Source organism: Natronotalea proteinilytica, from assembly GCF_055379935.1.
Genome location: NZ_AP043947.1, coordinates 888,112 through 900,493, shown reverse-complemented (window position 1 = coordinate 900,493; position 12,382 = coordinate 888,112). Strand labels below are relative to the sequence as shown.

Below are 12,382 nucleotides of genomic sequence, written 5' to 3'. Positions count from 1 at the left end.
GTGAAATCGGTGTCGGAAGGAGGCCACACCACGCACGGGTTACGCGGTGGATGGCATACAGTCGTTGATGCGGCGAGCCATCTCCACATCGAGCGCAGTCACGGTATTGCCTGCGTCGTGTGTGGTTAGCGTAATGTCTACGGTGTTGTAGACATTGAACAGCTCGGGGTGGTGGTTCAGCGCTTCGGCATGAAAGCCAATGCGCACGATAAACGCTACAGCTTCCTGAAAGTCGGCCAGTTCGAACGAGGCCGTAAGGGCATCGTCTTCGAACGACCAACCGGGCAGATCATCCAGCGCATCGTGAATCGCATCGGAATCGAGGGGGGTACGGTCAGCCATAGGAGGAAGGCAGCGTGTTATTCAGAAGCAAGTGAAGTCATCTCGTTGAGGTTCACATCGCGGTAGGTACCATCGAAGAGCGGCTCGGCTTCGGATGCTGCCGCTGCCGTTTGATCCGCTTCATCGGCTTCGATAGCTGCTACACGCTTTTCTTCAATGGTGTCGAGCAGGAAGTCGGTCGTTTCCGCCGTCTGGTTCAAGAACGGCTGTGGGAAGAAGCCCATCACGACCATCAGCACAGCGAGCGGCGCCATCAGCGCAAACTCGCGGGGCGTCATGTCCTGCATATCGGCGTTGGCCTCGTGCGTTAGCTCGCCAAAGAAGGTGCGGTACACCATGTGGAGCAAATACACGGCAGCCAGGATCACGCCGGTAGTGGCCAGTGCGACCAGCATCGGACTATCCAGCACGGTGCTCTTGAAGGCGCCCAGTAGGATCAGGAACTCACCTACGAATCCGTTCAGTCCCGGCAGTCCGGCAGACGCGAGCACCGACAGAATCATGAACGTGGTGAGGATGGGCACCGAGGTCGCCAGGCCGCCGTAGTCCTCCATTAGGCGCGAGTGGCGGCGCTCGTAGAGCATGCCTACCAGCAGGAAGAGCGCGCCGGTTGAGATGCCGTGATTAATCATTTGGATGACGGCGCCCTGCATCGCTTCGGTGGTAAAGGCGAAGATGCCCAGCACCACAAAGCCCAGGTGACTCACCGAGGAGTAGGCGACCAGCTTTTTGGCATCGGGCTGTACTCGGGCCAGGAGCGCGCCGTAGATGATGCCAATCACAGCGAGGGCTCCAATCAGCACGGCGGCGCTTTGCGCGGCATTCGGGAAGAACGGCAGGCAGAAGCGAATGAGTCCGTAGGTACCCATCTTCAGCAGCACGCCGGCCAGAATGACCGAGCCGCCGGTGGGGGCTTGCACGTGTGCATCCGGCAGCCACGTGTGCAGCGGAAAGAGCGGCACCTTAATGGCAAACGCCAGCGCGAACACAAAGAAGAGCCAGGTTTGCGTACCCAGCGGAATGGTATAGTCAAGCAGCAGGTACCAGTCGGTTGTAAAGCCAACGCCGTGAGCGGCCCCAGCGGCAAACCCAAGATAGAGCACGCCGCCCAGCATCAGCAGCGAACCGACCAGCGTATACAGCACAAACTTGATGGCCGCGTAAATCCGGTCTTTGCCGCCCCATATCCCGATGATAAAGTACATGGGGATGAGCGTGAGCTCAAAGAAAATGTAGAAGAGCACCAGATCAAACGACGTAAACACGCCGGTGATACCGGTTTGCAGAACCAAGAGCAGAGCGTAGTAGCCCTTTTCATAGCGATCGATGTAGAACCAGGAGGCCAGCACCACGATGGGACCCAGCAGTGTGGTGAGGAGCACGAGCAGGATGTTCAGCCCGTCGATGCCCACAAAGTACTTGATGTCGATGCCCTCCGGGAACCACGCCATCGCATCGACCAGTTGGGGCGCGGCGCTCGTATCGGCAGCCGGGTCGTACCCCATGAACAGGCCGATGGACAGCACAAACGTAACCACGGTCGTTCCAAGGGCGGTCATTTTGATCGCCCGGGCGGATGGAAGCGCCAGCAGCACCAGCGCGCCCAACAGCGGCAGAAAGATGACCAGCGATGTGATAAAGTCCATGTATTCCGCGACGTTAAGCAGTGAAGGAGAGCAATAGAAGCAGACGGCCCGACCGGCGGAAAAACCGCCTGCAAGACCAGTTGGCGATCATCCGCCAAAGAGGACGAGCCCAAGCACGAGCACCACGCCCACAACAAGCATCAGCGCGTAATTTTGCACGATGCCGGTTTGCATGCGGCTCACGGCATCGCTTAGCGTCTGCGAGAGGGAGGCCAGCCCGTTCACAATGCCGTCGATGCCTTTCGCATCCAACGGGTTGAGCACCTTCTCAGAGATCGACATAAGCCCATCTACGATCACTTCGTTGTAGAAGTCGTCGATGTGGTATTTCGCATCCCAGAACGAGTAGACGCCACCCAATCGATCTTGGAGCGTGGCATCGAACGCATTAGCGGGTTCGCGCGATGGGGCATACGCTTTGTAGCCCCAATACGCCCCGCCAATCGCCACGAGCGACCCGAGTCCGACCAACGCCCACTTCAGCGCAAGCGGCACCGCCGCAAGGTCGGTCGGCTCGGCCACCGGACCGCCGTAGGGCGTGCCCAGGAACTGGTGAATCCAGTTCAGATCGCCGCCCTGGATGACAGCCGGGAGGCCGATGTATCCGCCCACAACGGAGAGCCCCGCCAAAATCCACAGCGGCCCGGTCATTGACACAGGCGATTCGTGGGCATGCACCGATTCGGCCTCGGGCCAACGCGGGGTGCCCTCAAAGGTGAGCATGTAGGAGCGTAGCATGTAGAACGCGGTGAGCAGAGCCGTAACAATCGCAATGGCCCACACCACATATCCGTAGAACGCCCCGCTGTAGCCCATCTCGAAGGTCTTGAACAGGATCTCATCTTTGGAGAAAAACCCGGCCAGCAGCGGAATCCCTGCAATGGCCAAGGTGGATATGAGGTAGGTCCAGCGCGTGGAGGGCATGTACTCTTTGAGCCCGCCCATCGTGCGCATGTCTTGCGGATCGAAGTCGCTCATGTCGCGCCCCTCATCCTCCAGGTCATGTTTAACGTGCTCCATCGAGTGGATCACACTACCGGAGGCGAGGAAGAGGCATCCTTTGAAGAAGGCGTGGGTAACGACGTGAAAGATGGCGACAAAGAACGCGCCTACGCCGGCTGCCATGAACATAAACCCGAGCTGCGACACGGTGGAGTACGCCAGCACCTTCTTGATGTCGTTCTGGGTGATGGCAATGGTGGCGGCCACAATCGCAGTGAGGGCTCCCACCACAGCAATGATAGCCATGATGTGGGGCACTTCAAGCACCATCGGCGAGAGACGCGCCAGCAGGTAGAGGCCACTGGTCACCATGGTCGCCGCGTGAATGAGCGCCGACACGGGCGTGGGCCCGGCCATCGCGTCGGGGAGCCACACGAAGAGCGGAATCTGCGCGCTTTTGCCGGTGGCTCCAATGAAGAGCAGCAGTACAATGAATCCCAGCACACCTGTCTCGATGCCTGGTCCTTCAGCGAGGAGCGTCCCGAAGTCGAGCGCGCCCACTTCGCGGAAGAGGAAGAACATGGCGAGCAGGAAAGCAAAGTCGCCAATGCGGTTTACGATAAACGCCTTGTTGGCGGCTTCGCTATTTTTGAGATCGGTGTACCAGAACCCGATGAGCAGGTACGAGCACAGCCCCACGCCTTCCCATCCAAGAAACAGCACGACGAGGTTGTCGGCCAGGATGAGGTTCAGCATGGCGAAGATGAACAGGTTCAGATAGGCAAAAAAGCGCCAGAACCCAGGATCGCCATGCATATAGCCGGTGGAGTACCAGTGGATGACGCTTCCTACGCCGGTCACCACCAGAAGCATGATGAGCGAGAGCTCGTCAATGCGATACGCAAAGTCAACGGTAAGCCCCCCGGCCTCCATCCACGTGAAGAAGTTAACAACGATCGCCTCGCCCGGATACGTAGCAAACAGGTAGACGGCCATTGCAAAAGGCACTGCTACGGCTGCTGTGCCAACAGCGCCAAGCAGCCGCTCGTTGGTGCGCAACGACGCCTGGAAGAGGGGGAGCACTCCACACAGCAGCGCACCGGCCAGCGGGAGCAGAAGGATAAGTCGTACCAGCAGTTCAGGATCCATGCTCGGAAGCGTGAGGCAACATCAAAGGGGTGAGGGCAAGCTGCTCTGCCAACGGGCACAGCAGCCATACAAGACAAAGGAGCAACGCGCCAACACGACGCGGTGGCGCTTAGTGCTTGAACAGGTGAATATCGTTGATATTGACCGTGTTCTTGTTGCGAAACATCGCAATGATAATCGCCAGCCCGATAGCCGCTTCGGCAGCAGCCACCGAAATTGAAAAGAAGACCAGCATCTGTCCGGTCGGGTCGGCCAGCGATTGACTAAAGCCGACGAGAGCAACGTTGACCGCATTCAGCATGAGTTCAACGCACATCAGCAGGACAATGGCATTACTTTTAATCAGCACCCCCAACACGCCAACAGTAAACATAACGGCGCTAAGGGCTAGATACCAGTCAAGAGCGACTTCCATGAGTAAAGCAGCAGAGGCTGATCAAAAACGGAAACAGGGCGGAGTACGCGAGCCGCAGTGGACTCTGTGGGGTTACTCGAAGTGGCGTTTTGCTAACATCACGGCTCCAATAGCAGCGGCCAGCAGCAAGAGGGCAGCCACCTGCAGGTGCAGGGCGTACTCGGTGAAGAGCATCAATCCCAGCGTTTCTGCAGAGCCGGTTTGAGCCGCCACTTCAGCGGATACCGCTGACTCAATCGGCACATCAAAGCCCGTCAGTATGGTATATAGCAATTGAGCCAATACGATAACCCCCAAGAAAAACCCGGCGATGGGCGCCCATCCCACGTCGCCCAACTCTTTCATGCTGGACGCCTCCAGGTTCAATAGCATAATCACAAAAAGCACCAGCACCATAATCGCCCCTGCATACACCAGAATCTGGAGTACGCCAATAAAGGAGGCGCTCATGGTCAGATAAATCCCCGCCACACATAGCAGGTTCATTACGAGCGAAAGCGCACTGTAAATGGGGCTACGCGCAACCAGCACCCCAACTGCCGAGGCAATGGCGATGATGGCAAGCACGAAAAAAACAACGGGGGCAAGAGCCATGAATGCAGTGCGGGCGGGTGGATAGAACACAAATGACTGTGTGGAGAGCAGTCAACCTGCATCGCAAAGTAGGGAAGCCCGTTCGTAGGGGCAAGCAGGGGGGTGGTTAATCCCGGATGAATATGCACGATTTGAAGCCGACTGCACCGTCCGTTAACCCCTCATTCACAGCATCCGATTTCAAAAACAGGCTGTGGTGTGCCGCGCCCGGTCTTATTGCAACAAATCGAACAGAACGAGCGACTGTGTCGTGCCCCCGCCTCTCCAGGCCCGCAACGTCCCACCGGTGCTATCACGCTCACGCGCCCAACAGCTCCTGGCGAGCGGGCGGCCCTGCCCCCTCCCAAGAACTTGCTCATGATACGCACGCGAAGGGCCTCAAGGCGCCCCGATGCTTCACTTCGTTCAGCATGACACGTATAGAACGGCCTCGCGGTACTCCGTATCTGTTTAGCACGGTTCAATGGCGGCCCGGGATATCCCCTGACAACGTAGCTGAATCATTGACTCCGCGTCACCCAAACATTGACCGGTGACACAGCACGACCGTCTCCCCCTCAGCGCAGGGTTTCGTCTTCCATCACCTCAAGCGCTTCGGTGGCAGTGCGGCCACGGGTTTCGGGCTGATACATCATCTCAGCATCGGCAGCCGGATGCGTAAAGGTGCCTGCGGTGGTGGCCCGCGCCACATACCGATAAGTATGCGTGCCCCGGCGCATCATATCGCCGAACAGCAGCACGCGCTCATCCTGCATTTCGGTATGGTTGAAGGACCCCCACCAGCGATCTTGTCCGGTGTCGGCGGCATCGAGCACGCCTGTATCCACCGTATCGAAAGCCCCGCTTACCGTCTCCAACCCAGCCGGAAGCGGATCATCTACCACCACGTAATTGCGGTCGGTGGGCGCTTCCACGCGCAGCGTAACACGCACCAGATCGCCTTCCTGCAGTTGGCGTGCCCCATCGGCATTGGTGGGTACAGATCCTACCACCTCGCCATCCGGATCCAACACATCCATGGTGCGCTCCACGCGCAATCCCTGCTCGCGCGCCTCTACCGGTGCCATTGTCTCTGCACGCAAGCGCGCGCTGTAGTACAGACGTCCAGGGCCCTCGTCTTTGTGGATGTGTAGCGGAGTCACTTCGTTGGGCAGGTCGGCATCGGGTACAGTAGCGGTGGGCGATTCCAGACTCCATTCGCGGAATGACGCCTCCAGCAGCGTTTGGCCGGCCCACTCCACACGTGCGGCAAAGTCCGGCGCATCGGCCTCGTACGCATCCACGTAGGCGCGAAAGGCTTCAAGCACCGCTGCATTGTCCTGGGTCGAGGTCCAGTGCCCCTGTGTCCGTTCATCCATCAGATACTGCACCATGCGCTGCGCCAGCGGCTGGAAGTCGGAGGAGGCATCGTGCGTAAGCAACGCCGAAAGGCCAAACGCCGTAGCGCGCGCATCGCTGGCAAAAATCCAACCGTACTGATCGTCATCGGGGGCGGTCAGATAGGCTTGTGTGGCCTCCACCCGAATCCGCTCTTCGAGGCGCTCGGCAATGGCGGCGCGACGGGTACGCAAGACCGATGCATCGCTCTCATGCAGCGCACGCAGCAGGTAGCTCAGCCCATCGGGCGAGTCCGGTGGGTTGTCGGCCAGCACGGACAGCTCCGACTCCAGCACGCGACCATGACGGGCCAGCGCGTACAGCATCAGCGCCCGCGTGTCGGACCACATGGCATCGCTGTAGTAGTCGGGTTGCGCATCCGAGTCGCGGACGGCTTCGTCGAGCGCATCCAGCGCGTTGCGCGTCAGCGGCTGCGGCAGGTCGTGGCCCGCCTCGTCCAGTTCGGCCAGCGCCAGCGTGACGTATCCGGTCAGATAGGGCTGATCATGCCGGCTGCCGGGCCACATAGCAAAGCCGGTGCCGGTCCAGAACGCCTGCAGGTCGCCCTTCCATTCGTCTACAAGCCCTTCGGGGTCCTCAAGCGGGAGGTCCAGCGCAAAGGCGTCGAGCAAGTCGGAGGCCAGCAGCAGGGGACGGATACGTGAGGTTTGTTGCTCGACGCATCCGTAGGGGTACGTGAGCAGGTGCTCTAGTGCCCCGTCGAGGCCGGTCAGCGCGGTGCTCGCCAGACGGATATCGAGGCGTCCACTCCCGGGCACGCGATCGGGCTTCGGACGGATTTCCTCGGTCGCGGTGTCGGTGGTGGCGGCCACAGTGGCTTGCACGTCGGTAACGGTGCTTCGCTCGATGGGGACGGATACCTCCATGGCATCGCGGTCGTCGCCCATTTCGGCGTGAAACGCAACGAAAGCGGTGTCGGCCTCGGTGTCGGCGTGGGCGGGGAAGGATACGGCTTGCGTCGCACCGGCGGCCACCTCCACAGACTGCGGGGTGTCGTCCTCAAGTGAGAGGCCGTCAGTCTGCGCGCTCACCTCGATGGTGCCATCCTCGTCGGTGCGATTGGTCACGAGCATCCGCGCTGCAAATCGGTCGCCATCGTGAATAAACCGCGGCAGCGCCGACTGCACCACAAGCGGCTTCGTGACGGTGATGTCTTCGCTTCCGCGTCCAAACGTGTGGTCATCGGTGTGGGCGGCGGCCATCAGGCGCATGGTGGTGAGCTGGTCGGGCAGGTCGAACGTCACCTGGGCGCGGCCCCGCCGGTCGGTTTCAACGGTGGCATCCCAGTGAGCCAGGGGCGAAAAGTCGGTGCGCATCTCCTCCTCGCCACCTCCACCGCCAACATCCAGACTGGCTTTGAAGGCCACCTCTTCCGATCGCTGCTTCACGATGGCTGAGCGCGTTTCGGTGGTGGTCACGCTTAGCGATCGCGATCCGTAGAACGCTTCAAACGGATCGGGTAGCTGGTAGCCGATCAGGTTGAGCACCCCCGCATCCGCCGCGCTAAAGGTAATTTCGCCGGGCACGCCGCGTCCGGCATGGTCGGTAAGCTGCATATCAACCGTAACCGGATCGCCGGGCCCATAGGTGTCGGATTCGGGCGTCACATCGACATTGAGCCGCCGCTCGCCCGCATCCACGGGAAGCTCTACATATCCCACCCGAAAACCGGGCGCGCCGGGGTCGGAGGTGTCTTGCGGCGGGGCGGTGCGCTCGTTCAGCAAGATAACACTGATGAACACGTTGGGCAGGTGCGTTTCATCGATCGGCAGTTCGATTTGCGGAGCGCTCTCGGTAAAGTGCTCCACGCGGCTCTCCAAAATACCATCGCGCTCGACGGTGATCAGGGCGGTGGTTTCCTCGAAGGGCGAGGGCACCATAATGCGCGCCGTTTCACCGGGGGCGTACGTGTCTTGATCGGCGACCAGTTCGATGGTGTCGCTATCTTCGCGCTGCCAGGCCACGTAGCCCGATCCGGCGGCATACACGCGGGTATCAGTTTTGATGGGATTGCCCCGCAGATCTTCGGAGGCGGCGCGGATATGGTACATGCCGCCTTGCGGAATGGTGAACCGCATGCGCTGTGCTGCATCAGCGGTGGAGGTGACGGTGCGCTCATCAATCACCGTTTCGGTTTCCTCGCTGCGCCACGTCATGCGTCCATCGGAGCCGACCTCGCGCACGCTCTCCCATTCGGTGCGTACCAGCTCCACCTCAACCTCATGATCGCCCTGCGGTTGTCCGCCGGGGTCTACTGTGATGAGGTCTACCGCCAGCTCGTCGGTTTCGGTAAGATCAAGGTAAGAGGTCGACGGCTGCAGGCCGATGTAGAACTGCCCCGGATGCAGCACTGCGGAGGCGCGCCCGGCAATTTGCTGTTGCGAGCGGTCGGTCACACGCCCGACCCATTCAAGGCTCGTGGGGTGCCCCTCGGAATTCCCCTCGGTAGCCACGCGGGCTTCGGCCATTGATTCGTCGTCGAGGGTGGTGTCGTCCGAAAGGAGCGTGTTGGATACGCGGCCTTGCGTGGGTCCAAACTGGTAGTCGTCGTATCCGAGTGGACGGTGACTGGTGGTGCTTTGCCGCAGCCGCAACTCCACGGGAGCCCCCGGCATGCCAGCGCCAAACAGGTAGCGCGCAGAGACGCGCCCCTCGAAGAAGTCGCCTGCTATGTATTCATCAGCGGCAGGCGTGGCATCCACTGTAAATGCAGCGGTACGAAACGCATCGACGCGGAAGTTGCCTGTTGCAAACCCCTCTCGCCGCCAGCTTCGGTCGGCGGTCAAGGTGGTGTCGGAGGCCAGCCCCACACGCATCTCGTACTCGCCCTGCGCTGCGCCTTTTGGAGCGCGCCACGACGTGTCGAAGCCGCCGGATGCAGAGGGAGCCAGCGTGTTATCGTACACCACTTCGTCGCGCGGATCGTGAATGACCAGGCGCACCGAGTCGGTCAGCGCCTGCCAGTCCAGGTCGGTGCGGCTGCGGGCAATACCCTTCACGTGCACGCGCTCCCCTTCACGATACAGCCCCCGATCGCTAAAGAGCGATGCACTGCGCGTTACGGTTTGCGGACGCCAGTTGGTGCTAATGCCAAATCGGTAGGGTTGAATGCCGGATCCGTACTGGCTGCTGGTAAACGCCAGATCGTCTCCATGCTCAACAATAGCATAAAGCTCGGGCACGCGGTCGTCTTCGCGGTCAGGCAACAGTTCGCTCCAGCCCGAGATCTCTGCGCGTCCATCGGGTCCTGTCGTTTGCGTTTCGACCACCTCGTTCTCGGCGGTGCGGATCTCAACAGTAGCGCCCTCAACCGGATCGGCGCTGTGCAGATGGGTCACGAAGATGAGGCTCTGGTGCGGACTGAACTTGGCGGTGAGGCCCAGGTCGGTGTACTGCACCAGTCCAAACCGGCGCTGGGTTGATTCATTGAGATCGGAATAGGCCAGATGCCATCCCACCACGCCCCGTGTATCGGTCAGCAGCGAATCGAAATGCATCGGCGCCATCCGCCGCTCGGTGCGCGCCTCCTGCAGGTCCCACGAGCGCTGCAATGGGACGAGGTCCTCGCCATCGCTGCGGAACTGGTCGTATCGATTCACCGCCGGTACGATGTCGTCGGGCGCAATGCGTTCAGCGCCAACCTGCACATCCGATACGTTGACGTAGCGCACCGGCAGCATGCGGGCCTCGCGCGACTCGACGAGCATCAGTCGGGTGGGCACCGACAGCGACGGACGATGCGCGGCGGTGGCGATTTGACGCTCAACGGTTCCCAATGATTGCCCGAACGTATCGGTAAGCCCCTCGATGCGCAATGTATAGTTGGTCTCGGCAGCCAGGGGGAGCGGAAGTGTATGGGCGGTTGACACCTGCCCATCGCGGGCCTCGGCGCCCGCGTACCACTCCACCTCGGGCTCCAGCACCAGCGCTTCGCGCAGGTCGCCGCGTCGCACCGGCGTGCTGAACGTGAGCGTAAACGGCTCACCGGGCTCCAGACGCCCTTCATCATCCGGATATTGCCAGCTCGACTGCTCGATGTCGCCCAATGCAAGCGGCGGATAGGTGCGGAACGAAATGCTTTCCTCTTCAGCCAGCCCAAGCGGCCCTTCGGTGGTGGGCAGGCCCTCGGCAAGCGTCAGCGTGTACTCCTGGTCGGGCGCCAACTCGGTGCTGAGCGGCATCACGAGGGTGCTGTCGCCATCGTTCTCGGCCAGCCCAATGGGCAACCGGTCGGAGTCGATATACGGGTTGGCGTCGGTGGCATCTACTGCCATGTTGAACGTGAGGCGCAGGTCGGTATCACGCTCGGCGAACCGCTCTCCATCTGCTGGAACCGACGAAAGGAGACGGGGGCGCACCGTTTCGAACGTCCACGTGTAATCCTCTTCGATCTGTTCATCTTCAATGGATGTGAGGGCATCGCGGTGTACGGTGACGGTAAACGCCGTAGCAGGCGGCAGGTCGTCCTCAGGCGTAAACACGAGCGTTTGTGTGCCCTCCCAGCGAAACGTGCCCTCGATCTCGGGTTCAACTGTGAGCGCCGATTCGGGGGGCGGCTCTTCGGTACCCAGCGCAACCATGGGGCGACTAAACGTGACCGTGATGGCCTGCCGGGGGCGATGGGTCGTACGGGTGCCACGCGGACTCACGCTGATGAGGCGAAGCGGACCGTCAAGGGTAGGGGTGTAGCGCTCGGTGGTCTCGCGCTCTTCAAGCGGAACGGACTCCACCTCGTCGGCTGCAGGGGTGCCCCCTCCACATCCTACCAGCATCAGAAATCCTCCAAGCAACAGAGCAAGCGAAGCAACGACGGTGTATCGAGTAGGCATAGCCAAAGCGCGGGGTGCGTGAGACAAGCATACCGATAACGTACAAAAGACACGAAGAAGATGCGAAGGGATGCAGACGCTTTCTTCGGAACGCCCCCGTGCGTCTGGGGTCCAAGCGGCACAGGCCATGTTCTCGATCTGACTGCCCATCCCGTGCACCGTTATGCCAACCCAATTTGCAACCACCGCCACCCGTCTGGATCCTGAAAGCCGTCCGATGCAGCTCTGGCGCAAAGCCAAGAAGCTGGGCACGTGGGATCCGGCTGACATCGACTTCTCTGACGATCATGCCGACTGGGCGAGCTGCTCCGACCGTGAGCAAGATCTTCTGCTCCGCCTGACGGCTCAGTTTGAGGCCGGCGAGGAATCGGTGACGCGCGACCTGCTGCCGTTGCTGCAGTACATGAGCCGACACGCTCGCATTGAAGACGAAATGTTTTTGACCGCCTATCTGTGGGAGGAGGCCAAGCATGTGGAGGGCTTCCATCGCTTTCTTGCGGAGGTGATCGGCACGGAGGCCGACCTGGACGGCTATCTCACCGATGCGTACCGTACGCTATTTACCGAACGCTTGCCCACCGCCATGGAGGCCCTCCACACCGACGACGACCCGGCGACACTGGCGCGGGCGTGTTCTACGTACCAGATTGTGGTGGAGGGCACGCTGGCCGAAACGGGATATGGCGCCTACCGAAGGGTGCTAGAAGAGCGCGATTTGTGTCCGGGCATTCGCGAGTTGGTGACGTACGTGCAGCGCGATGAGGCACGTCATGTGGCGTACGGCTTGCATCTCCTCACCACGCTTATCGAGACGCACGGCGATACAGTGTGGCCAGTGATCGAAGAGACGCTTAGCGAGGGCCTGGCGCTGATCACCACGCACATCCACGACACCCTGGCGCCGTACGATCCGCCCTATCCGTTTGGCGTGACACCGGATTTCTTCGTGGAGATGGGCATGGCGCAGTTCGAAAAACGCGTAGCGGTCTTGGAGGCGGCGCGGTAACAAATTGCCGGACACGTGACAACGCCCTACCTCTGTCACAGGTCCGTGTTTGGGTAACACA

Annotated in this window: 7 protein-coding genes; 1 reads left to right on the top strand and 6 read right to left on the bottom strand. The window is 60.7% G+C overall.

Going from position 1 to position 12,382, the window contains the following annotated elements:
* Window positions 1-39: 39 nt before the first annotated feature.
* From ACZ5AL_RS03825 to ACZ5AL_RS03800, 6 genes are all read right to left on the bottom strand, one after another.
* Window positions 40-342: a 4a-hydroxytetrahydrobiopterin dehydratase gene (locus ACZ5AL_RS03825; RefSeq protein WP_464512290.1), complete on the bottom strand. Its 303-nt coding sequence runs from the start codon at window positions 340-342 to the stop codon at window positions 40-42.
* A gap of 17 nt (window positions 343-359) precedes the next feature.
* The gene (locus tag ACZ5AL_RS03820) at window positions 360-1,988 is read right to left on the bottom strand and encodes a complex I subunit 4 family protein (protein WP_464512288.1); all 1,629 of its coding nucleotides are present in this window, start codon (window positions 1,986-1,988) and stop codon (window positions 360-362) included.
* Window positions 1,989-2,075: 87 nt separating this feature from the next.
* Window positions 2,076-4,079 carry an NADH-quinone oxidoreductase subunit L gene (nuoL, locus tag ACZ5AL_RS03815; protein WP_464512287.1) on the bottom strand — a complete coding sequence of 668 codons (2,004 nt, stop codon included), beginning with the start codon at window positions 4,077-4,079 and terminating at the stop codon, window positions 2,076-2,078.
* A 109-nt stretch (window positions 4,080-4,188) separates the two neighbouring features.
* Window positions 4,189-4,494: an NADH-quinone oxidoreductase subunit NuoK gene (nuoK, locus tag ACZ5AL_RS03810; RefSeq protein ID WP_464512286.1), complete on the bottom strand. Its 306-nt coding sequence runs from the start codon at window positions 4,492-4,494 to the stop codon at window positions 4,189-4,191.
* 72 nt (window positions 4,495-4,566) lie between these two features.
* Window positions 4,567-5,088 (bottom strand): NADH-quinone oxidoreductase subunit J, encoded by a 522-nt coding sequence (locus ACZ5AL_RS03805; protein ID WP_464512284.1) that lies wholly within the window; start codon window positions 5,086-5,088, stop codon window positions 4,567-4,569.
* 557 nt (window positions 5,089-5,645) lie between these two features.
* Window positions 5,646-11,315 carry an alpha-2-macroglobulin family protein gene (locus tag ACZ5AL_RS03800; RefSeq protein WP_464512283.1) on the bottom strand — a complete coding sequence of 1,890 codons (5,670 nt, stop codon included), beginning with the start codon at window positions 11,313-11,315 and terminating at the stop codon, window positions 5,646-5,648.
* A 163-nt stretch (window positions 11,316-11,478) separates the two neighbouring features.
* Between ACZ5AL_RS03800 and ACZ5AL_RS03795 the strand changes: the two genes are divergently transcribed.
* Window positions 11,479-12,321, top strand: coding sequence for a R2-like ligand-binding oxidase (locus tag ACZ5AL_RS03795; RefSeq protein ID WP_464512281.1), 843 nt, complete (start codon window positions 11,479-11,481; stop codon window positions 12,319-12,321).
* The last annotated feature ends 61 nt before the right edge of the window (window positions 12,322-12,382 follow it).

Excerpts from the sequence above, each read along its gene's own strand:
- ACZ5AL_RS03825 (WP_464512290.1), bottom strand. The coding sequence starts at position 342 with ATGGCTGACCGTACCCCCCTCGATTCCGATGCGATTCACGATGCGCTG.
- ACZ5AL_RS03820 (WP_464512288.1), bottom strand. The coding sequence starts at position 1,988 with ATGGACTTTATCACATCGCTGGTCATCTTTCTGCCGCTGTTGGGCGCG.
- nuoL (WP_464512287.1), bottom strand. The coding sequence starts at position 4,079 with ATGGATCCTGAACTGCTGGTACGACTTATCCTTCTGCTCCCGCTGGCC.
- nuoK (WP_464512286.1), bottom strand. The coding sequence starts at position 4,494 with ATGGAAGTCGCTCTTGACTGGTATCTAGCCCTTAGCGCCGTTATGTTT.
- ACZ5AL_RS03805 (WP_464512284.1), bottom strand. The coding sequence starts at position 5,088 with ATGGCTCTTGCCCCCGTTGTTTTTTTCGTGCTTGCCATCATCGCCATT.
- ACZ5AL_RS03800 (WP_464512283.1), bottom strand. The coding sequence starts at position 11,315 with ATGCCTACTCGATACACCGTCGTTGCTTCGCTTGCTCTGTTGCTTGGA.
- ACZ5AL_RS03795 (WP_464512281.1), top strand. The coding sequence starts at position 11,479 with ATGCCAACCCAATTTGCAACCACCGCCACCCGTCTGGATCCTGAAAGC.